General features: G+C 70.1%; 15 protein-coding genes. 10 read left to right on the forward strand and 5 right to left on the reverse strand.

The genetic code is table 11. From position 1 onward, the window contains the following. The first annotated feature begins 21 nt into the window (after nt 1–21). Complete coding sequence (locus tag RY076_RS04835) at nt 22–1,032, forward strand: agmatine deiminase family protein (RefSeq protein ID WP_323097179.1); 1,011 nt, start codon at nt 22–24, stop codon at nt 1,030–1,032. Nucleotides 1,033–1,190: 158 nt separating this feature from the next. Here the strand turns inward: RY076_RS04835 and RY076_RS04840 are convergent, their stop codons facing one another. Continuing rightward, a complete protein-coding gene (locus RY076_RS04840; protein WP_323096473.1) occupies nt 1,191–1,817 on the reverse strand; it encodes a DUF4282 domain-containing protein in 627 nt (208 codons plus the stop codon). A gap of 567 nt (nt 1,818–2,384) precedes the next feature. Between RY076_RS04840 and rpoB the strand changes: the two genes are divergently transcribed. The 8 genes from rpoB (at nt 2,385) to tuf (ending at nt 17,233) form a co-directional block, all read left to right on the forward strand. Continuing rightward, nucleotides 2,385–5,867 carry a DNA-directed RNA polymerase subunit beta gene (gene rpoB, locus RY076_RS04845; RefSeq protein WP_413785737.1) on the forward strand — a complete coding sequence of 1,161 codons (3,483 nt, stop codon included), beginning with the start codon at nt 2,385–2,387 and terminating at the stop codon, nt 5,865–5,867. Between the two features lie 140 nt (nt 5,868–6,007). Further along, nucleotides 6,008–9,907 (forward strand): DNA-directed RNA polymerase subunit beta', encoded by a 3,900-nt coding sequence (locus tag RY076_RS04850; protein WP_323096475.1) that lies wholly within the window; start codon nt 6,008–6,010, stop codon nt 9,905–9,907. Nucleotides 9,908–10,148: 241 nt separating this feature from the next. Next, on the forward strand, nt 10,149–11,732 hold the full coding sequence (gene dacB / locus RY076_RS04855; protein ID WP_323096476.1) for a D-alanyl-D-alanine carboxypeptidase/D-alanyl-D-alanine endopeptidase: 1,584 nt from the start codon (nt 10,149–10,151) through the stop codon (nt 11,730–11,732). A gap of 52 nt (nt 11,733–11,784) precedes the next feature. After that, nucleotides 11,785–12,396, forward strand: coding sequence for a hypothetical protein (locus RY076_RS04860; protein ID WP_323096477.1), 612 nt, complete (start codon nt 11,785–11,787; stop codon nt 12,394–12,396). A gap of 367 nt (nt 12,397–12,763) precedes the next feature. Beyond that, a complete protein-coding gene (gene rpsL / locus RY076_RS04865) occupies nt 12,764–13,138 on the forward strand; it encodes a 30S ribosomal protein S12 (protein WP_076264083.1) in 375 nt (124 codons plus the stop codon). After that, nucleotides 13,138–13,608, forward strand: a complete 471-nt coding sequence (gene rpsG, locus RY076_RS04870; RefSeq protein WP_323096478.1) for a 30S ribosomal protein S7 — start codon at nt 13,138–13,140, stop codon at nt 13,606–13,608. Before rpsL ends, rpsG begins: the two co-directional genes overlap by 1 nt. Nucleotides 13,609–13,811: 203 nt before the next feature. Beyond that, a complete protein-coding gene (gene fusA / locus RY076_RS04875) occupies nt 13,812–15,929 on the forward strand; it encodes an elongation factor G (RefSeq protein ID WP_323096479.1) in 2,118 nt (705 codons plus the stop codon). Nucleotides 15,930–16,036: 107 nt separating this feature from the next. Continuing rightward, nucleotides 16,037–17,233, forward strand: a complete 1,197-nt coding sequence (gene tuf, locus RY076_RS04880) for an elongation factor Tu (protein ID WP_323096480.1) — start codon at nt 16,037–16,039, stop codon at nt 17,231–17,233. A 239-nt stretch (nt 17,234–17,472) separates the two neighbouring features. On the opposite strand, the gene RY076_RS04885 is transcribed toward tuf, so the two are convergent. The 4 genes from RY076_RS04885 to RY076_RS04900 form a co-directional block, all read right to left on the reverse strand. Further along, nucleotides 17,473–18,387, reverse strand: coding sequence for an LLM class flavin-dependent oxidoreductase (locus RY076_RS04885; RefSeq protein WP_323096481.1), 915 nt, complete (start codon nt 18,385–18,387; stop codon nt 17,473–17,475). 82 nt (nt 18,388–18,469) lie between these two features. Beyond that, complete coding sequence (locus tag RY076_RS04890; RefSeq protein WP_323096482.1) at nt 18,470–18,853, reverse strand: hypothetical protein; 384 nt, start codon at nt 18,851–18,853, stop codon at nt 18,470–18,472. Between the two features lie 119 nt (nt 18,854–18,972). After that, nucleotides 18,973–20,115, reverse strand: coding sequence for a WXG100 family type VII secretion target (locus tag RY076_RS04895; protein ID WP_323096483.1), 1,143 nt, complete (start codon nt 20,113–20,115; stop codon nt 18,973–18,975). 140 nt (nt 20,116–20,255) lie between these two features. Continuing rightward, a complete protein-coding gene (locus RY076_RS04900) occupies nt 20,256–21,008 on the reverse strand; it encodes a DUF2785 domain-containing protein (RefSeq protein WP_323096484.1) in 753 nt (250 codons plus the stop codon). 61 nt (nt 21,009–21,069) lie between these two features. Here RY076_RS04900 and RY076_RS04905 point away from each other — a divergent pair, with 61 nt between their 5' ends. Continuing rightward, nucleotides 21,070–22,374 (forward strand): M18 family aminopeptidase, encoded by a 1,305-nt coding sequence (locus RY076_RS04905; RefSeq protein WP_323096485.1) that lies wholly within the window; start codon nt 21,070–21,072, stop codon nt 22,372–22,374. Nucleotides 22,375–22,416 lie beyond the last annotated feature (42 nt).

A 22,416-nucleotide genomic window follows, 5' to 3' on the forward strand; every position in this document is an offset into this window, starting at 1 on the left:
TCCGATGCTCCCGCCTGGCGGATGCCGGCCGAGACCGACCCGCACGACTGCACGTGGATGGCGTGGCCGAGTCAGGGCTACACGCTCGGCGACACCCCGGAGGAGGTCGCGACGGCCCGGGCCACGTGGGCGGCCGTCGCCGCGGCCGTCGCCGAGTTCGAGCCGGTGCGGATGGTCGTGACGCCGGCCGACCTGCCGGTCGCCGAGTCGCTCCTGCACCCGGACGTCGAGCTGGTGCCGGCCGCCCTCGATGACGCGTGGATGCGCGACATCGGCCCGACCTTCGTCCGCTCGGCCGACGGCACCCGCCTCGGCGCCGTCGACTGGGTCTTCAACGGCTGGGGCGCCCAGGCGTGGGCCAGCTGGGAGCACGACGCGCGGATCGGCACGTTCGTCGGCGAGATGGCCGGGGCGCGGCGGATCGGCTCCGACCTCGTCAACGAGGGCGGCGGCATCCACGTCGACGGGCTCGGCACGGTGCTGCTCACCGAGACCGTGCAGCTCGACCCGGGCCGCAACCCGGGCCTGGCCCGGGCCGACGTCGAGGCCGAGCTGGCCCGCACCCTCGGCGCCACGGCGTTCGTCTGGCTGCCCCGCGGCCTGACCCGCGACTACGACGAGTTCGGCACCCGCGGGCACGTCGACATCGTCGCCACGATCCCGAGCCCGGGCGTCGTGCTGCTGCACGACCAGCAGGACCTGAGCCACCCGGACCACGCGGTGTCGCGGCAGCTGCGCGAGCTGCTCGAGGACGCCCGCGACGCCCGCGGGCAACGGTTCGAGGTCGTCGGGGTGCCGGCGCCGCGCACCCTGTCCGACGCCGAGGGCCCCGTCGACTGGTCCTACATCAACCACCTCGTCGTCAACGGCGGCGTCATCGCCTGCACGTTCGGCGACCCCCAGGACGACGCGTCGCTCGGCGTCCTGCGCGAGGCCTACCCGGGGCGTCGCGTCGTGGGCGTGGACGCGCGGCCGCTCTTCGACCGCGGCGGCGGCATCCACTGCATCACCCAGCAGCAGCCCACCCTCTGACCCCGCCCTCGAACGGGCGCACGAACGGGCCCACGAACGGGCCCACGAACGGGCCGACCCCCGACACGTCGAGTGGGCACCTTCTCGCTGGAGAGGGTGCCCACTCGACGGGGTGGGTGGGGCGTCGAGCGACGCCCGTCCGACATGCGGGCGACGCGTCAGGCCTGCGGAAGGCGGCGGTGGACGTCCTCGCTCATCCGCACGACCGAGATGCCGAACTCGAGACCGATGCGCACGACGGCGAGCCAGATGATCGCGACGATCGGCCCGAAGATGAGCGCGACGAGGCCCGTGGTGAGGCTCGAGGCGAAGCCCCCGATGACGGCGAAGAGGTAACCGAGGCCCGCCCACACCACGGCGAGCACGTAGACGATGCGGACGATCTTCGGCGTCACGAACGTGTTGAAGGTGAAGTCGAACAGCGCCGGGAAGAAGCCGGTCGAGGAGTCGGCAAGGGCCTCGCCGCCGGCGGTGACGAAGGCGCCGGCGCCACCGCCGGGCTGGTGCGGCTCGTGGTGCGGCTGACCGGGCTGACCGGGCTGACCGGGCGAGCCAGGGCCGACGGGGGGCGGGGGCGGCATGCCCGGACCACCGGCACCCGACGCCGGCGGCGGAGGCGGAGCCGACGGCGTCGTTCCCGGAGCGGGGGCGCCGGTCGGGATCGGCTCGGTCCCGGGGGCGCCGCCCTGCGGGCCGGGACCACCGGGCGTCGGGGCGCCGGGGCCGGAGGATCCGGGCGCGGGGGAGCCGAAGGCACCCTGCTCCGGTGGGTTCTGGTCGGACATCGTGCGATCTCCTTCTCGAGAGGGGAGGGGCGGAGCCGGGGTCGTACCCGGAGCCGCGCTCCACCGCTCAGCCTAGGGACGACGCGGCGTGCCCGACAGGTCCGACGTGCCCCGACTCGCGCCCGTGGCGTGTCGCGCGACGAGGCCACGACGCAGGGCTCGACGGGCCTGCGACGGGCCCGCGCCCGGGTCCGCGAGGGGGCTGCGGCGTGCTCGCGACGCGCCCACGAGGCGAGTGGCTCTTGACGCGCCGCCCGTTGACCGTCATATTCGACGCGTTCGCTTCGCGAGCTCCCGGTCCGGGAGCGTGGCAGGCAGCCGCCGCGGCCGACACGGATGGAAATCCGTGGGCAGGTCCCCGGCAGGCGTCTCCGCTCTTGACCCGGCTGGACACTCCTGCCCTTTGGGGCTAGGCTGGGCCTTTGCGCTGCCCTTGCCCTCTCTCCGCGTGTCCAGTCAGGCTGACCACCGTGCCATCCGGTACGAGTTCTGACCCCGGGTCCCGCGAGCGGAGCCATGCGGCAACGCGGATCTGAAGATTCGAAAAGGCCCGTGGAAGGACCCTCCTTGGCTGCCTCGCGTACTGCGACGAACATGTCCACTGCACAGACCCCTTCGGGGCGTCTGTCCTTCGCGAAGATTCGCGAACCGCTCGAGGTCCCTGACCTCCTGGCCCTTCAGACGGAGAGCTTCGACTGGCTGCTCGGCAACGAGCGCTGGCAGGCCCGCGTCGCCGCGGCCAAGGCCGAGGGACGCACCGACGTCCCGGACCGGTCCGGGCTCGAGGAGATCTTCGAGGAGATCTCGCCGATCGAGGACTTCAGCGGCTCGATGTCGCTGTCGTTCCGCGACCACCGCTTCGAGGAGACGCGCAAGACGATCGAGTCGTGCAAGGAGCGCGACCAGACGTACGACGCCCCGCTCTTCGTCACCGCCGAGTTCATGAACGCCCAGACGGGCGAGATCAAGAGCCAGACGGTCTTCATGGGCGACTTCCCGCTCATGACCGAGCGCGGCACCTTCATCATCAACGGCACCGAGCGTGTCGTCGTCTCGCAGCTCGTCCGCAGCCCGGGCGTCTACTTCGAGCGCACGCCCGACAAGACGTCCGACAAGGACATCTACACGGCCAAGATCATCCCGAGCCGCGGCGCCTGGCTCGAGTTCGAGATCGACAAGCGCGACATGGTCGGCGTCCGCGTCGACCGCAAGCGCAAGCAGTCGGTCACGGTGCTCCTCAAGGCCCTCGGCTGGACCGAGGCCCAGATCCTCGAGGAGTTCGGCGAGTTCGAGTCGATGCGCCTGACCCTCGAGAAGGACCACACCCAGGGCCAGGACGACGCGCTGCTCGACATCTACCGCAAGCTGCGCCCGGGCGAGCCGCCGACGAAGGAGGCCGCGCAGACCCTGCTCGACAACCTCTACTTCAACGGCAAGCGCTACGACCTCGCCAAGGTCGGCCGGTACAAGATCAACAAGAAGCTCGGCCTCGACGCGTCGATCAACGACTCGACGCTGTCGATCGACGACATCGTCAAGACGATCAAGTTCATCGTCACGCTGCACGACGGCGGCGACTCGATGAAGGGCATCAAGAAGGGCGAGGAGATCGACGTCCGCGTCGAGGTCGACGACATCGACCACTTCGGCAACCGTCGTCTCCGCTCCGTCGGCGAGCTCATCCAGAACCAGGTCCGCACCGGCCTGTCCCGCATGGAGCGCGTCGTCCGCGAGCGCATGACCACGCAGGACGTCGAGGCGATCACGCCGCAGACCCTGATCAACATCCGCCCCGTGGTGGCCTCGATCAAGGAGTTCTTCGGCACCTCGCAGCTGTCGCAGTTCATGGACCAGAACAACCCGCTCGCGGGCCTGACGCACAAGCGGCGTCTGTCGGCCCTCGGCCCGGGTGGTATCTCCCGTGACCGCGCGCAGATGGAGGTCCGTGACGTCCACCCGTCGCACTACGGCCGCATGTGCCCGATCGAGACGCCGGAAGGCCCGAACATCGGCCTCATCGGCTCGCTCGCCTCGTACGGCCGCATCAACGCGTTCGGCTTCATCGAGACGCCGTACCGCAAGGTCGAGGGTGGCCACGTCACCGACGAGATCCACTACCTGTCCGCCGACGAGGAGGACCGCTACGTCGTCGCGCAGGCCAACGCCCAGCTCGACCTCGAGAACAACTTCGTCGACGAGCGCGTCCTCGTGCGCACCAAGGGCGGCGAGGTCGAGCTCGTGCCCGGCAACGACGTCGACTACATGGACGTCTCGCCGCGCCAGATGGTCTCGGCCGCGACCGCGATGATCCCGTTCCTCGAGCACGACGACGCCAACCGCGCGCTCATGGGCGCCAACATGCAGCGTCAGGCCGTCCCGCTCGTCAAGAGCGAGGCGCCGCTCGTCGGCACCGGCATGGAGTACCGCGCCGCGCTCGACTCGGGCGACGTCGTCCGCGCCGACAAGCCGGGCGTCGTGCAGGAGGTCTCCGCCGACCTCGTCACGGTGGCCAACGACGACGGCACGTACCAGACGTACCGCATCGCCAAGTTCGCCCGCTCCAACCAGGGCACGAGCTACAACCAGGTCGTCGTCGTCAACGAGGGCGACCGCCTCGAGGCCGGCTCGGTCATCGCCGACGGTCCCGCCACGGACAAGGGCGAGATGGCGCTGGGTCGCAACCTGCTGGTCGCGTTCATGTCGTGGGAGGGCCACAACTACGAGGACGCGATCATCCTGTCGCAGCGCCTCGTCCAGGACGACGTCCTCTCCTCGATCCACATCGAGGAGCACGAGGTCGACGCCCGCGACACCAAGCTCGGCCCCGAGGAGATCACCCGGGACATCCCGAACGTCTCCGAGGACGTCCTCGCCGACCTCGACGAGCGCGGCATCATCCGCGTCGGCGCCGAGGTGCGCGACGGCGACCTCCTCGTCGGCAAGGTCACGCCCAAGGGCGAGACCGAGCTGACGCCGGAGGAGCGCCTGCTCCGCGCGATCTTCGGTGAGAAGGCCCGCGAGGTCCGCGACACCTCCCTCAAGGTGCCGCACGGCGAGACCGGCACGGTCATCGGCGTCAAGGAGTTCCGCGCCGACCAGGGCGACGACCTGCCGCCCGGCGTCAACCAGCTCGTCCGCGTCTACGTGGCCAACAAGCGCAAGATCACCGACGGTGACAAGCTCGCCGGCCGCCACGGCAACAAGGGCGTCATCTCCAAGATCCTCCCGGTCGAGGACATGCCGTTCCTCGAGGACGGCACGCCGGTCGACGTCGTGCTCAACCCGCACGGTGTGCCGCGTCGTATGAACCTCGGCCAGATCCTCGAGCTGCACCTCGGCTGGGCCGCCTCGCGCGGCTGGAAGATCGAGGGCAACCCGGAGTGGGCCAAGGAGATCGCCCCCGACGCGCACGAGGCCCCGCCCGGCTCGCGCGTGGCGACGCCCGTCTTCGACGGTGCGTCCGAGGACGTCGTCACCGGTCTGCTCGACTCGACGCTGAAGACGCGCGACGACGTGCGCCTCATCGACGCCTCGGGCAAGACGCGCCTCTTCGACGGCCGCTCCGGCGAGCCGTTCCCGGAGCCCGTCGCGGTCGGCTACATGTACATCCTCAAGCTGCACCACCTCGTCGACGACAAGATCCACGCTCGCTCGACGGGCCCGTACTCGATGATCACCCAGCAGCCGCTCGGCGGTAAGGCCCAGTTCGGTGGCCAGCGCTTCGGTGAGATGGAGGTCTGGGCGCTCGAGGCGTACGGCGCGGCCTACACGCTCCAGGAGCTGCTGACGATCAAGTCCGACGACGTCCCCGGACGCGTCAAGGTCTACGAGGCGATCGTCAAGGGCGAGAACATCCCCGACTCGGGCATCCCGGAGTCCTTCAAGGTGCTCCTCAAGGAGATGCAGTCGCTGTGTCTCAACGTCGAGGTCCTGAGCTCCGACGGCACGACGATCGAGATGAAGGAGTCCGACGAGGAGGTCTTCCGCGCGGCGGAGGAGCTCGGCATCGACCTGAGCCGGCGCGAGCCGTCCAGCGTCGAAGAGGTCTGACCAGACCCATCCGACCCCGGCACGGGTGCCGCCCGCCGGCTCACCCACCACGAGCGTGGTGAGCGGCACCCGGGCCACCGGTCGACGAGACACCAGTCAGACCACAGAGACTTAACGAGAGTTACGAGAGAAGGAACCACGTGCTCGACGTCAACTTCTTCGACGAGCTGCGCATCGGCCTTGCCACCGCGGAGTCCATCCGCCAGTGGAGCCACGGCGAGGTCAAGAAGCCCGAGACCATCAACTACCGCACCCTCAAGCCGGAGAAGGAGGGCCTGTTCTGCGAGCGCATCTTCGGCCCGACCCGCGACTGGGAGTGCAACTGCGGCAAGTACAAGCGCGTCCGCTTCAAGGGCATCATCTGTGAGCGCTGTGGCGTCGAGGTCACGCGCGCCAAGGTGCGTCGTGAGCGGATGGGCCACATCGAGCTCGCCGCGCCCGTCACCCACATCTGGTACTTCAAGGGCGTCCCGTCGCGCCTCGGGTACCTGCTCGACCTCGCCCCGAAGGACCTCGAGAAGGTCATCTACTTCGCGGCGTACATGATCACGTCCGTCGACGACGAGCAGCGTCACGCCGACCTGCCCTCGCTCGAGGCGCAGATCCAGGTCGAGAAGAAGGAGATCGAGAACCGCCGCGACGCCGACGTCGAGGCCCGCGCGCAGCTTCTCGAGAAGGACATCGCCACGCTCGAGGCCGAGGGCGCCAAGGCCGACGCCAAGCGCAAGGTCCGCGACTCCGCCGAGCGCGAGATGAACAACATCCGCAAGCGCGCCGACCAGCAGGTCGAGCGCCTCGAGCAGGTCTGGGACCGCTTCAAGAACCTCAAGGTCCAGGACCTCGAGGGCGACGAGATCCTCTACCGCGAGATGCGTGACCGTTTCGGCCTCTACTTCGAGGGCGGCATGGGCGCGGCGGCGATCCAGAAGCGTCTGCAGTCCTTCGATCTCGAGGCCGAGGCCGAGTCGCTGACCGAGATCATCGCCACGGGCAAGGGGCAGAAGAAGACCCGCGCCATCAAGCGTCTCAAGGTCGTGTCGGCGTTCCAGACGACGACGAACCACCCGACCGGCATGGTCCTCGACGCGATCCCGGTCATCCCGCCGGACCTGCGTCCGATGGTGCAGCTCGACGGTGGCCGCTTCGCGACGTCCGACCTCAACGACCTCTACCGTCGCGTCATCAACCGCAACAACCGCCTCAAGCGACTGCTCGACCTCGGCGCGCCCGAGATCATCGTCAACAACGAGAAGCGGATGCTGCAGGAGGCCGTCGACAGCCTCTTCGACAACGGCCGTCGTGGTCGCCCGGTCACGGGCCCCGGCAACCGTCCGCTCAAGTCGCTGTCCGACATGCTCAAGGGCAAGCAGGGTCGCTTCCGCCAGAACCTGCTCGGCAAGCGCGTCGACTACTCCGGCCGTTCGGTCATCGTCGTCGGCCCGCAGCTCAAGCTGCACCAGTGCGGTCTGCCCAAGCAGATGGCGCTCGAGCTGTTCAAGCCGTTCGTGATGAAGCGTCTGGTCGACCTCGACCACGCGCAGAACATCAAGTCGGCCAAGCGCATGGTCGAGCGTGCCCGCGCCGTCGTGTGGGACGTGCTCGAGGAGGTCATCACCGAGCACCCGGTGCTGCTCAACCGTGCACCCACGCTGCACCGTCTCGGCATCCAGGCCTTCGAGCCGCAGCTCGTCGAGGGCAAGGCCATCCAGATCCACCCGCTCGTCTGCTCGGCCTTCAACGCCGACTTCGACGGTGACCAGATGGCCGTCCACGTGCCGCTGTCGGCGGAGGCGCAGGCCGAGGCCCGCATCCTCATGCTGTCGAGCAACAACATCCTCAAGCCGGCTGACGGTCGCCCCGTGACCATGCCGACGCAGGACATGATCACCGGCATCTACCACCTGACCGACGCCGTCGACGGTGGCGGTCCGGGTGCAGGTCGCGCGTTCTCGTCCCCGTCCGAGGCCCGCATGGCCTTCGACCGTGGCGAGATCCTGCTCGGCTCGGCGATCAAGCTGCGCCTGACCGACGTCGTGCCGCCGCTCGGCTACGCCCTCCCCGAGGGTGTCGAGGTCGGCGAGGACGGGATGCTTCCCGCCCTGACGCTCGAGACGACCCTGGGCCGCGCGATCTTCAACGACACGCTGCCGGTGAACTACCCGTTCGAGAACCGCCCGGTCGACCGCAAGCGCCTCTCGGCGATCGTCAACGACCTCGCGGAACGCTTCTCCAAGGTGCAGGTCGCCGCGTCCCTCGACGCCCTCAAGGAGGCCGGTTTCCACTGGTCGACCCGCTCGGGCTGCACCGTCTCGATCGCCGACGTCACGACGCCGGCCAACAAGACGGACATCCTCGAGGGCTACGAGACCAAGGCCGCCAAGGTCCAGACCCAGTACGAGCGCGGTCTGATCACCGACGACGAGCGTCGTCAGGAGCTCGTCGAGATCTGGACCCAGGCGTCCAACCAGGTCGCGAAGGAGATGGAGACCAACTTCCCGCGCACGAACCCCATCTACCGGATGGTGTCCTCGGGTGCTGGTGGTAACTGGTTCCAGATCCGTCAGATCGCCGGCATGCGTGGCCTCATGGCCAACCCGAAGGGCGAGATCATCCCGCGCCCGATCAAGGCGAACTTCCGCGAGGGCCTGACCGTGGTCGAGTTCTTCATCTCGACCCACGGTGCCCGAAAGGGTCTGGCCGACACCGCTCTGCGTACGGCCGACTCGGGTTACCTCACGCGTCGTCTCGTCGACGTGTCGCAGGACGTCATCATCCGTGAGGACGACTGTGGCACCGAGCGCGGGCTCAAGCTGCCCATCGCCGCGACCAACGAGGTCACGGGCACGCGGACCAAGAGCGAGGTCGTCGAGGCCTCGGTCTACGCCCGCACGTTCGCCGAGGACGTCGTCGGCAGCGACGGCACGGTCCTCGCCGAGGCCGGCTCCGACGTCGGTGACGTCGCCATCGAGGCGCTGTACCAGGCCGGGATCGACGAGATCAAGGTCCGGTCGGTCCTCACCTGCGACAGCAAGGTCGGCACCTGCGCGAAGTGCTACGGCCGTTCGCTCGCGACCGGCAAGCTCGTCGACATCGGCGAGGCCGTCGGCATCATCGCGGCCCAGTCGATCGGTGAGCCGGGCACGCAGCTGACGATGCGTACCTTCCACACCGGTGGTGCGGCCGCGGCCGACGACATCACCCAGGGTCTGCCGCGTGTCGTCGAGCTCTTCGAGGCCCGCACGCCCAAGGGTGTCGCCCCGATCGCCGAGGCCACCGGCCGCATCGAGATCGAGGACACCGACAAGGCTCGTCGCATCCTGCTCACGCCGGACGACGGCTCCGAGCAGCACGCCTACCCGGTCAGCAAGCGTTCGCGCCTGCTTGTCCAGGACGGCGACCACGTCGGGGTCGGCACCAAGCTCGTGCAGGGTGCCATCGACCCGAAGCAGGTGCTGCGCATCCTCGGCCCGCGTGCCGCGCAGAAGCACCTCGTCGACGAGGTGCAGGCCGTGTACCGCCAGCAGGGTGTGTCGATCCACGACAAGCACATCGAGGTCATCGTGCGCCAGATGCTGCGCCGCGTGACGATCATCGAGTCGGGCGACACCGAGCTGCTGCCGGGCGAGCTGGCCGAGCGTGGTCGCTTCGAGGAGGCCAACCGCAAGGCGATGGCCGAGGGCGGTCGCCCGTCCGCCGGTCGTCCCGAGCTCATGGGCATCACGAAGGCCTCGCTCGCGACCGAGTCGTGGCTGTCGGCCGCGTCCTTCCAGGAGACGACCCGCGTGCTCACGCAGGCCGCCATGGAGGGCAAGTCCGACCCGCTGCTCGGCCTCAAGGAGAACGTCATCCTCGGAAAGCTCATCCCTGCCGGTACGGGGCTGCCCCGCTACCGCAACATCAAGGTCGAGCCCACCGAGGAGGCCAAGGCCGCCATGTACTCGCTGCCGAACTACGACGCGTACGACTACGCGGGCTTCGGTGGCGGGTCCGGCGAGGCGATCCGCCTCGACGACGAGGCGCTCGGTCTCGACAAGTTCTGACCGGTCGCGACCGCACGGTCGCATCGCACGAACACCGTCCGCAGGGCCGGTTCCCCACCCGGGGAGCCGGCCCTGCGGCCGTTCCGGGTCGAGGTCGCCCGCGATCGGGCGCCCGGGGGCCGGTGGAGCCCCGACCGGCGAAAGCGGACAAAACGGACTAGCCTGCCCGGCAGGGTGATCGGACCGGCAGCGCCGGACTGCCGGACGCGCGCCCGTCGACGCGATGCCCCTGGAGGCCGCCGTGATCCGTCCGCCGCGTGTCCTGTCCAGCCCCCTGCGCACCCGGCCCGGGGCGCGTCCACGCAGCAGCGGGGGGCCCGAGCAGCGACGGCGGACGGCGGGGATCGTCGTCGCTGCGGTCGTCACCGTCGTCGCGGTCGTCACCGCGACGGCCCAGGACTCCCGGGCCGCCGGCTACCAGTCACGGGACGCCGCGCTCCGACGCGAGGTCGGCCGGGTCATGGCCGATCCGCGGGTCACCACGTCCTCGGCGCGGGTCGGCGTCACGGTGCAGGACGCGTCGACACGGGTGCCGGTGTACGTGCGCTACGCGAACACCCCGCTCATGCCCGCCTCGACGCAGAAGGTCTTCACGGCTGCGGCCGCCATGAACGTGCTCGGCAGCGGGTATCGGTGGACCACCGACGTCCTCGCGCCCAGGGCGCCGTCGGGGGGAGTGGTGAGCCGCCTCTACCTCAAGGGCCGCGGCGACCCGACGCTCATGGAGAAGGACCTCACCGCACTCGCGTCGGCGCTGCGCTCCAAGGGCGTCACGCGCGTCACGGGTGACATCGTGGGCGACCCCACCTACTTCGACGAGCAGCGCTACAGCCCGTACTGGTCGACGGCGTACGCGTCGGACTACTACGCCGCGCAGGTGTCGGGCCTGACGCTCGCGCCCGACACCGACTACGACGCCGGCACCGTGATCGTCAACGTCACCCCTGCGAGCGCGGCCGGGGCCCGGCCACGCCTCACCCTGACGCCGCCGTCGGCCGCGCGCACCGTCACCCTCGTCAACCAGGCCTCGACCGGGGCGAAGGGCTCGGCGACGACGCTGTCGCTGACGCGCCGCTCCGGCACGAACTTCGTGACGGTCAGCGGACGCCTCGCGGTCGGTCGGTCGACCGTCAAGAAGTGGGTCACCGTCAACGAGCCCGCGATCCTGGCCGCCCGGGCGTTCCGCGACCGTCTCGTCGCCGCGGGAGTCCGCGTCGACGGGGCCGCCGTCAAGGGCCGCACGCCCACCGGCCAGACGCTGCTGGCCCGGCATGCGTCGATGACCCTGGCCCAGCTGCTCGTGCCGTTCCTCAAGCTGAGCAACAACTCGCACGGCGAGGCGATCGTCAAGACGCTCGGTGCACGGACCGGGCGGCCGGGCAGCTGGGCCGACGGCACGGCGTCCGTGCGCGCCTTCGTCGCGCGGGTCGGCATCGACGTTCGGGGGCTGCGGTTCGTCGACGGCTCGGGCCTGGCCCGGGCCAACCGGCTCACCCCGAACCAGCTGGCCGCCCTCCTCGACAAGGTCCAGCGCACGAGCTGGGCCGGCACCTTCCGGGCGGCCCTGCCGATGGCCGGCAGCGACCCGGTCCGCTGGAGCGGCGGCACCCTCGCGAGCCGGATGGAGGGGACGGAGGCGGCCGGCAACCTCCGGGCCAAGAACGGGTCGCTGACCGGCGTGTCCACGCTCGCCGGCTACGTCACCGGTGCCGACGGGCGACGCTACGTCTTCGTCATGATGGGCAACTACGGCGGCTCGTCGACGCGGCCGGTCGAGGACCGTCTCGGCGTCCTGCTCGCGCGGTGGCGCATGACGAACGGCTGAGGCCTGCGGGGCGCGCTGCCGCGGCGCCGTCCGGCTCTATAGGCTGACCCGCATGACCGAGCCCACGGCCGACGCCCCGACCGACACCGGCAGCGACGCCGGCAGCGACAACTCCCTCGCTGCCCCCGCTGCCCCCGCCGAGACCGCGCCGGCCGGTGCGACCGGCGGCGCCGACGCCGGCGCCCCGGCCCCGACGATCATCATCCTCACCGAGGAGGCGCTCAAGCCGGGAGACGTCGACAAGATCGTGGCCCTGCACGAGGACGAGGCGCCGACCTATCGCGTGCTCGTCCCGGCCGACACCGAGCGCAACCTGCTCTCGACGTTCCTCAACCACCTCAGCCTCTTCGAGATGCGCGAGGCGATCGACACGCTCCGCCCGGTCGACCGCCAGGAGGCGCGTGTCGACGCCGACACCGCGCTGTCGACGACGCTGTCCGAGCTCGCCCGCCACGAGGCCACTGCGACCGGCGAGATCACCGCCGACGACCCGGTGCCGACGCTTGTCGAGGAGGTCGCGCGCCTCGGCGCCGCCGAGGTCGTCATCGTCACCGAGCCGCACGCCGTCGAGGACACCTTCCACACCGACTGGGCCTCCCGCGCCCGCGAGGTGCTCGGCGTCCCGGTCCTGCACATGTACGCGGGGGACTGGCGTCTCGGCTGAGCCGGCCACCCATCGCTCCGGGCCCTGCGGCCCCGGGCGTCGCGGGGGTGCCCAGACCGATTTGGTCGCCGTGCCGCCCGCCGGTACGCTTGAACACTGTGTCTGAGGCATGCCCTCAGGCATGCGCGATGACGGCCCTCGTGCCCTGTCCACCGCCTCCGGCGGCGCGACATCACCGGGGTCCAGAGCACACCTCCCGCCGGGCAACCCGCGCGGGCCGACCCGGTCGGTCCCGTGGGGAGTGCAGGGGGGAGAACCGGCACGGACAGCCCCGGGACACACCCGACCTCGGGGGTCGAAGGGCCGAACAGCCAAGGAGCCGCCCACCAGGGCGACTGACAACAAAGCAACGTTACGGAGTCACAGGTTGCCTACCATCAACCAGCTGGTCCGCAAGGGCCGCCAGGACAAGGCCTCCAAGGCCAAGACCCCGGCGCTCAAGGGCTCGCCCCAGCGTCGTGGTGTGTGCACGCGTGTGTACACGACCACCCCCAAGAAGCCGAACTCCGCCCTCCGCAAGGTCGCCCGCGTGCGCCTGTCGAGCGGCATCGAGGTCACGGCCTACATCCCCGGCGTCGGCCACAACCTGCAGGAGCACTCGATCGTGCTCGTGCGCGGCGGTCGCGTGAAGGACCTCCCCGGCGTCCGCTACAAGATCATCCGCGGCACCCTTGACACCCAGGGTGTCAAGAACCGCAAGCAGGCTCGTAGCCGCTACGGCGCGAAGAAGGAGAAGAGCTGATGCCTCGCAAGGGACCCGCTCCGAAGCGCCCGCTCGTCGTCGACCCCGTCTACGGCAGCCCGCTGGTCACCCAGCTCGTCAACAAGATCCTCCTCGACGGCAAGAAGTCCATCGCGGAGACCATCGTCTACGGCGCCCTCGAGGGTGTCCGCAGCAAGACGGGCACCGACCCGGTCGCGACGCTCAAGCGCGCGCTCGACAACGTCAAGCCGGCCATGGAGGTCAAGTCCCGCCGCGTCGGCGGTGCGACCTACCAGGTGCCGATCGAGGTCAAGCCGGGCCGCAGCACGACGCTGGCCCTGCGCTGGCTCGTGGGCTACTCGCGTCAGCGTCGTGAGAAGACGATGACCGAGCGCCTCATGAACGAGATCCTCGACGCCTCCAACGGCCTCGGTGCCGCGGTGAAGCGTCGCGAGGACACGCACAAGATGGCCGAGTCGAACAAGGCCTTCGCGCACTACCGCTGGTGACCCCAGCCCGCGCCGGGTGGCGCGGCCCCGCTCATGGCGGGTCGACGCGCCACCCGGCCGGGAACACCGGCTCCTGCCACCCGCGTTGAACGGGTGCCCCCACCGGGCAACGCCCGCGGCGCCTCGAGACCGAGGCCCGTGGGCACGAGACGGATGCGGGAAAACCGCAGACTTCACTACACGAATGAGACGAGACAACTGACGTGGCACTTGACGTCCTGACGGACCTGAACAAGGTCCGCAACATCGGCATCATGGCGCACATCGACGCTGGCAAGACCACGGTGACGGAGCGCATCCTCTTCTACACCGGTGTCAACCACAAGATCGGTGAGACGCACGACGGTGCGTCGACGACCGACTGGATGGAGCAGGAGAAGGAGCGCGGCATCACGATCACGTCTGCCGCCGTGACCTCCTTCTGGGAAGGCACCCAGGTCAACATCATCGACACCCCCGGACACGTCGACTTCACGGTCGAGGTCGAGCGCTCCCTGCGCGTCCTCGACGGCGCGGTCGCGGTGTTCGACGGCAAGGAGGGCGTCGAGCCCCAGTCCGAGACGGTGTGGCGCCAGGCCGACAAGTACGACGTGCCGCGCATCTGCTTCGTCAACAAGATGGACAAGCTCGGCGCCGACTTCTACTTCACGGTGCAGACGATCAAGGACCGCCTCGGCGCGGAGCCGCTCGTCATGCAGCTGCCGATCGGTGCGGAGAACGACTTCCTCGGCGTCGTCGACCTCATCTACAAGCGCGCCCTGGTCTGGCCGGGCGACGCCAAGGGTGACGTCACGATGGGCGCGAAGTACGAGATCCAGGAGATCCCGGCGGACATGCTCGACAAGGTCGAGGAGTACCGCCAGGTCCTCGTCGAGCGCGTCGCCGAGTCCGACGACGACCTCATGGAGAAGTACCTCAGCGGCGAGGAGCTGACCCCGGAGGAGATCAAGGCCGGCATCCGCAAGCTGACGGTCAACTCCGAGCTCTACCCGGTGTTCTGTGGCTCCGCCTTCAAGAACCGCGGCGTGCAGCCGATGCTCGACGCCGTCGTCGACTACCTCCCGTCGCCGCTCGACGTCCCGCCCATGATCGGTCACAAGCCGGGCGACGAGAGTGTCGAGCTGACGCGTGCGCCGAGCAAGGACGAGCCGTTCTCGGCCCTCGCCTTCAAGGTCGCCACGCACCCGTTCTTCGGCACGCTCACCTTCATCCGCGTCTACTCGGGCCACATCAGCTCGGGCACGAGTGTCATCAACTCGACCAAGGGCCGCAAGGAGCGCATCGGGAAGCTCTTCCAGATGCACGCCAACAAGGAGAACCCCGTCGAGGAGGCCCTCGCCGGCCACATCTACGCGGCCATCGGCCTCAAGGACACGACGACCGGCGACACGTTGTCGGACGTCAACGAGCAGATCGTGCTCGAGTCGATGACCTTCCCCGACCCCGTCATCCAGGTCGCCATCGAGCCCAAGACGAAGGGCGACCAGGAGAAGCTCGGCACGGCCATCCAGAAGCTCTCCGCCGAGGACCCGACCTTCCAGGTCCACCACGACGAGGACACCGGCCAGACGATCATCGCCGGCATGGGTGAGCTGCACCTCGACATCCTCGTCGACCGCATGAAGCGCGAGTTCAAGGTCGAGGCCAACGTCGGCAAGCCGCAGGTGGCCTACCGCGAGACGATCCGTCGCGCCGTGCTCAAGTACGACTACACGCACAAGAAGCAGACCGGTGGCTCGGGCCAGTTCGCGAAGGTCCAGGTGTCCTTCGAGCCGCTGGGCGAGACCGAGGACGGCTCGATGTACGAGTTCGTCAACGCCGTCAGCGGTGGTCGCGTGCCGCGTGAGTACATCCCGTCGGTCGACGCCGGAATCCAGGACGCCATGCAGTACGGCGTGCTCGCCGGGTACCCCCTCGTGGGCATCAAGGCGACCCTGAACGACGGTGCGTACCACGACGTCGACTCCTCGGAGATGGCGTTCAAGATCGCCGGCTCGATGGTCCTCAAGGAGGCCATCCGCAAGGCCGACCCGGTCCTGCTCGAGCCGATGATGGCCGTCGAGGTCCGTACGCCCGAGGACTACATGGGCGACGTCATCGGTGACATCAACTCCCGTCGTGGCCAGATCCAGGGCATGGAGGACATCAGCGGAGCCAAGGTCGTCAAGGGCCTCGTCCCGCTGTCCGAGATGTTCGGCTACGTCGGTGACCTGCGGTCCAAGACGCAGGGTCGCGCGAGCTTCTCCATGGAGTTCGACTCCTACGCAGAGGTCCCCAAGGCCGTTGCCGAGGAGATCATCAAGAAGACCCGCGGCGAGTGACGACGGGTCATCCCGGTAGTCTCTTTCTTCGGAAATCCCAACCCATCGCGCCACGTCCTGCCCTGGTCGTACGGCGTAACACTAGAAAGTCCTGAGGAGGACACACAGTGGCGAAGGCAAAGTTCGAGCGGACCAAGCCGCACGTCAACATCGGCACCATTGGTCACATCGACCACGGCAAGACGACGCTGACGGCTGCGATCTCCAAGGTCCTGCACGACAAGTACCCCGACCTCAACCCGCAGTTCGCGTTCGAGGACATCGACAAGGCTCCCGAGGAGCGCCAGCGCGGTATCACCATCTCGATCGCGCACATCGAGTACCAGACCGAGGGTCGTCACTACGCCCACGTCGACTGCCCGGGCCACGCCGACTACGTGAAGAACATGATCACGGGTGCGGCTCAGATGGACGGCGCGATCCTCGTGGTCGCGGCGACCGACGGCCCGATGCCGCAGACGAAGGAGCACGTCCTCCTGGCCCGCCAGGTCGGCGTCCCCTACATCGTCGTGGCCCTCAACAAGGCCGACATGGTCGACGACGAGGAGATCATGGAGCTCGTCGAGATGGAGGTGCGTGAGCTCCTCTCGCAGTACGAGTTCCCGGGTGACGACCTGCCGGTCGTCCAGGTCTCGGCGCTCAAGGCGCTCGAGGGCGACGAGAAGTGGGGCCAGTCGGTCCTCGACCTCATGGACTCCGTGGACAACTACATCCCGGAGCCCGAGCGCGACATCGACAAGCCGTTCCTCATGCCCGTCGAGGACGTCTTCACGATCACCGGTCGTGGCACCGTCGTCACCGGTCGTATCGAGCGCGGCATCCTCAAGGTCAACGAGGAGGTCGAGATCGTCGGCATCCACACCGGCCCGCCGGCCAAGACGACCGTCACCGGTGTCGAGATGTTCCGCAAGCTCCTCGACGAGGGTCGCGCGGGCGAGAACGTCGGCCTGCTCCTTCGTGGCACGAAGCGCGAGGACGTCGAGCGTGGCCAGGTCGTCGTGAAGCCGGGTTCGATCACCCCGCACACCGACTTCGAGGCTCAGGTCTACATCCTGTCCAAGGACGAGGGCGGCCGTCACACGCCGTTCTACGACAACTACCGTCCGCAGTTCTACTTCCGTACCACGGACGTGACGGGTGTCGTGCACCTGCCCGAGGGCACCGAGATGGTCATGCCCGGCGACAACACCGAGATGACGGTCGAGCTCATCCAGCCGATCGCCATGGAGGACGGCCTCAAGTTCGCCATCCGTGAGGGTGGCCGCACGGTCGGCGCCGGTCGCGTCACGAAGATCATCAAGTGATCTGACGCTGCACCTGCAGCACCAGCTTCATCGGTAGGGCCCGTTCCGCTTCGGCGGGGCGGGCCCTTCCGCATGCCCAGTCCGGTTGCGCGTGGTCGTGGTCGAGGTTATCTGGCGCGGCCGGGCGCGACATCTCACCTCGAACCGCCGATGCCTCCGTCGGGTCGAGGTGTTCGGACGCGTCCCGGCGCGGCGCACCACCTCGACCTGCTCGTCCCGGTCTGCGGGCGTGGCGGGGCTCAGCCGTCGAGGACGGCGAGGGCGCGGCCGATGGCGCTGATGCTCTCGGTCGTGATGGGGTCGAGGACGAGCTGGACGTGCTCAGCGCCGGCCTCGGCCATCGCGTGGAGGTGCTCGGCCAGTGCTCCGGGACCGCCGCTGACGGGCGTCACCGACGCGGCGTACCCGGAGTCGCCCATGACGCGGCCCGCCCCGCCGGCGAGCTGGACGAGGACAGCCGCCGTCGCGCCGACGGGATCGGTCCGACCCGCCGCCGACACCGCCGCGTCGACCCGCGCCTTGAGCCGTGCGAACTCGGCCGGGGAGTTGGCGTAGTCGCTCCACCAGGTGTTCCAGAGGTCGACGTGGGGCAGCCCGATGCGCAGCATGCGCGGCCCGGTCGAGCCGAGCATGAGCGGCGGCCCGCCCGGACGCGTCGGACCGGGGTCGAGGACGCAGTCCGTGAGCTCGTGGAAGCGGCCGTGGTGGTCGATGCGCCCCTCGCGCAGGAGGGTGCGGATGACGGTGAAGGCCTCCTCGAAGCGCGTGACCCGCTCGTCGAACGGGAAGCCGTACGCGGTGTACTCCCGCTCGTTCCAGCCAGCCCCGAGTCCGAGCACCAGACGGCCGCCCGAGATGCCGTCGACGGTCGCGGCCATCTTGGCGAGCATCGCCGGCGCGTGGAAGGCGGTCGAGGCCACGAACGGCCCGATCTCGACTCGCGACGTGACGGCGGCGACAGCAGCGAGCGAGGTCCACACCTCCCACGGCCCGCGGGTGAGCCCACCCGGCAGGTCGTAGAGCAGGTGGTCACCGAGCCAGAGCGAGTCGAGCCCGACCTCCTCGGCCGTGCGGGCCATGGTGAGCAGCTCGGGCCACTCGACCCGCCGCTCGACCTCGGGCAGCTGAACGCCGACCTGCAGGGGGCGGCTCATCGGCACAGGTGCGGACGGTGGGTGCTCATGCCCCGATCCAACCCGAGGACGCCGCGACGGTCACGCGCTCCCGGCCCGAGGGTCACTGACCGAGGGCCACGAGCACGATGGTGTCCGAGTCGGCCGCCAGGTAGGCCTTGGCGCGGAAGGACCCCTCGGCGAAGGCGGCGTCGAGCGCGTCGGAGCGCAGCAGCCGCCCGGCCGGCAGGGCCGAGCGGACGCCGCCCTCGACGTCGGGGGTCTCCGTCGTCGGTGCGGGGGAGTCGGCGCGCAGCGCGGACGCGGCGTCGGGTGACAGCCGGACAACCGCGTCGATCCAGTACGTCGACGGGCCGGGTGCGTCACCGCCGAGCGTGCCCGACATCCACGTCGCGGAGACAGGCGCCCCCAGCGCGGTGAAGCGCTTCGTCAGCGGGTCGAGGTCGTGGCGCACCTCGCCGGTGCCGGTCTTGGTCGCTGCGCTCACGGTGCTCCTCGTTCGGTCGTTCGGCGGCGTGGGGGACGACGTGCTGCACGCGGCGGTCGCCAGGGCGAGCAGGGTTGCGGTCACGGACATCGTCACTGAGGTGACGCGTCGGGCACGGGTCATCGGCTGCTTCCTCGTTCGTCGGCGCGGTCCTCACGACCGAGACCCGGGGTGCGCTCGACGTCGCCCGGACCGACGTGGACGGTGGGCGGCGGCGAGCCGACCGGCCACGTGACCGTCCGGGTGACGTCACCGCTCGACGGGAACGGCTTGGCCCAGCCGATCTCGGTGAACCGGCCGTTCTCGTTGTCGCCGGCCCCGCTGGCGATGTCCTTCTGGTCCGGGTTGAAGTTGTAGTAGTCCTCGGCGTGGATGGTGACCTTCATCGTCACCTGGCCGTTCTCGACCGTGACGTCGGCGCTGCTCCACTGCTGGTAGCCGCCGATCGTCTTCTGCCAGTTCTCCGTCTGCGGGTAGGCGGTGGCGGGGTGGGCGTCGCCCGTCATGCTGAAGTGCGTGTTGCCGTGGCGCACCATCTCGTCGACGGCGGCGGCCGTGCGCGACACCTCGCCGTCGACGTTACGGGCGATGGAGGGGTCCTCCTTGTAGCCCTCCTCGTAGTCGAACCGTGCGGGCTCACCGTCGTTGTCCCAGTAGTGGGCGTACATCGCCGTCGCGTCGTCGAGGTCGGACTTGAGGGCCCGTCCAGCCTCGAGCTTCGCCATCCACTCGAGCTTGGCGAGGTGGTCGTGCCATGTCGCGTCCTTCGAGTCGTACTCGAAGCCCTCGTCCCACTCGATGTCGGGCTTCTTCGGCTCCCCGAAGTCGTAGCCGTCGACGGGACCGCCCGTGCCCGTCGTGGCGGGCGGCGGGGGAGTCGACGGCGTCGGAGCGGGTCCGGGCGAGGGCGACGGGGTCGGGCCGAACGACAGGGGCACCACGGCGCCGAGCGGGCCGGCGGCGCCACCGCCGGTGCCTCCGCCGGAACCGTGGCCGCTGGCGGAACGCTGCCTCGCGGCGTTCTCGCGCAGCTTCGCCCCGAGGCCGTGCAGGGCACGTTCGAGGGCGTCGATGCTCGGGGCCGACGCCCGCCAGCTGCCGCGGAAGGCCTCGAAGTCGCCACCGCCCCAGGCAGACCCGAGCGACCCGAACGCGTGGTCCACGGCCGTGCGTGCTGCCCGGGCCTCGCCCGCGCAGAGGTCGAGCTGACCCGCTGCCCGCTCGAGGGCGTCGGGATCGGCGCCCTTCCTGTACACGACCACGATCGAGCCTTCCCCTGTGACGACGGCCGCGCGACGACTCCCGCGCGACGACTCCCGCGCGGCGACGCGGGTGGCTTCCTCCTCAGACCCTAGGCAGCAGAGCGGTGCCCGGCCAATGGGGAGCGCTACCCACCTGTTCCTCAGCCGGTGCGGGCGGGCCGCCAGAACCACGGCGTCACGACGCCGAGCACGTCCGCGACAGCGTCGCGCACCGTGTCAGCATGGCGCACGACGACCGGTCGGCCGTCGTGCAGCACCTGCTCGCCGAGGGCGACGTGCAGCGACCGGAGGGCGCGCATCGTGTTCGACGCGTGGGGCGGCACGGGCCCCGGTTCGCCGGAGTCGAACAGTGCACGGACGCGGTCGAGCCAGGCCACTGCACCCCCGGGGTCGAGCGCCGGGTGCGTCAGCACGAGCGCCACGGCGTACGCGACGCGGTCCTCCTCCTGGTCGTGCCACACGGCGTCCGTGGGCTCCACCAGCCGCGCCGCGAGGGCGTCGAGCAGCTCGTCGGGATCGCCGAGCCCGACCGCACCGCACGCCCCGTAGAAGTCGGCGCCGTGGGCCACGGCGTGCACCCAGCCGAGCTCGGGGTCGTGGCCACGCAGGTCGCGCTCGCCGACCCACCACCGCGTCACGGCAGGCACCCAGGCCGGGTCGCCGCTGCCGCCGGCGACGAGCGCCGCGAGGACGAGGGGCGCGAAGGCCCGGGCCTCGACGCGCGGGTGGTGCAGCCGCTCGAGCATCGCGCCTGCGAGCCAGGCGCGGTCCTCGACGCCCAGCGTGCCGTCGCGCACGAGCCGTGCGAGCGCGCTGAACGCCCCGTCGTCGCGCACGGCGGGGTCGGGTGAGCCGAGGTCGTCGACGAGTGAGGTCAGCGCGGCATCAGGCATGCCGCCGATCCTGTCAGGCCGACGGCGTGCGGGCGGGCGCCGGTCGGTAGGGTCGGGAGCCATGGCGCACTCCTTCGACACCGACTCCGAGGCCCAGGGGCTCATCGACTACGTGGACGCGTCGCCGACGCCGTTCCACGCGTGCGAGCAGGCGGCGCGCCGCCTCGCCGAGGCCGGCTTCACCGAGGTCGTCGAGACCGACCCGTTCCCGACCGAGCCGGGGCGCCACTGGCTCGTCCGGGGCGGCTCGCTCATCGCGTGGGACACCACGGGGGCGCACGCCTCCGGTTCCGGACCGGCCGCGGGTTTCCGCGTCGTCGGGGCGCACACCGACAGCCCGAACCTGCGGGTCAAGCCGAACGCCGACCACGTCAAGGCCGGCTGGCAGATGCTCGCCGTCGAGCCGTACGGCGGCCTGCTGCAGAACTCCTGGCTCGACCGCGACCTCGGCCTCGCCGGGCGCGTCACCGTCCGCACGGCGTCCGGCGTCCAGGAGCGCCTCTTCCACGACGGCGACCCGATCCTGCGCGTGCCCCAGGTGGCGATCCACCTCGACCGCACCCAGAACGACGCCCTCACCCTGAACCGGCAGCAGCACCTCGTGCCGGTCTGGGGCGTCGGCGACACCCCGGGTGACTTTCCGGCCTACCTCGCGGCGCACGTCGGCGTCGACCACGAAGACGTCCTCGCGTGGGACGTCATGACCCACCCGGTGCAGCCCTCGGCCCGCATCGGCCGCGACCGCGACCTCATCGCCGCACCGCGCCTCGACAACCTCGCCACGTCGTACGCGGGAGTCCGCGCCATGGTCGACGCGTCGGCCTCCGAGCCGGGCCACGTGCCGGTGCTCGTCCTCTTCGACCACGAGGAGATCGGCAGCACGTCCGAGCGCGGCGCGGTCTCGACGCTGCTGCCCTCGGTCCTCGAGCGCATCGTCCTCGCCGGCGGCGGCACCCGCGACGACTACTTCCGGGCGCTCGCGGCCACCGTCATCGCCTCGGGCGACATGGGCCACGCGACCCACCCGAACTACTCCGAGCTGCACGAGCCGCTGCACCAGATCCGCGTCAACGGCGGGCCGGTGCTCAAGGTCAACACCAACCTGCGCTACGCCACGGACTCCGTCGGCGCCGCGGCGTTCCGGCTCGCGTGCGAGCAGGCCGGTGTGCCGATGCAGACCTTCGTGACGCGCAGCGACCTGCCGTGCGGCTCGACCGTCGGTCCGGTCACCTCGGCCCTCACCGGTGCCACGACCGTCGACTTCGGTGCGGCGGCCCTGTCGATGCACAGCGCTCGCGAGCTCATGGGGGCGCGGGACCCGGCGATGTACGCGGGAGCGCTCAGCGCCTTCCTCGCACCCGCCTGAAGGCCCGGCCCGACGCGTCGGGCCGGCGTGGGAGGATCGACG

It is taken from the genome of Intrasporangium zincisolvens, from assembly GCF_034724055.1.
Lineage (GTDB): Bacteria > Actinomycetota > Actinomycetes > Actinomycetales > Dermatophilaceae > Monashia > Monashia zincisolvens.

Coding starts and splice junctions, on each gene's coding strand:
- RY076_RS04835 (WP_323097179.1), top strand. CDS start 22: ATGCCGGCCGAGACCGACCCGCACGACTGCACGTGGATGGCGTGGCCG.
- RY076_RS04840 (WP_323096473.1), bottom strand. CDS start 1,817: ATGTCCGACCAGAACCCACCGGAGCAGGGTGCCTTCGGCTCCCCCGCG.
- RY076_RS04860 (WP_323096477.1), top strand. CDS start 11,785: ATGACCGAGCCCACGGCCGACGCCCCGACCGACACCGGCAGCGACGCC.
- rpsG (WP_323096478.1), top strand. CDS start 13,138: ATGCCTCGCAAGGGACCCGCTCCGAAGCGCCCGCTCGTCGTCGACCCC.
- RY076_RS04885 (WP_323096481.1), bottom strand. CDS start 18,387: ATGAGCCGCCCCCTGCAGGTCGGCGTTCAGCTGCCCGAGGTCGAGCGG.
- RY076_RS04900 (WP_323096484.1), bottom strand. CDS start 21,008: ATGCCTGATGCCGCGCTGACCTCACTCGTCGACGACCTCGGCTCACCC.
- RY076_RS04905 (WP_323096485.1), top strand. CDS start 21,070: ATGGCGCACTCCTTCGACACCGACTCCGAGGCCCAGGGGCTCATCGAC.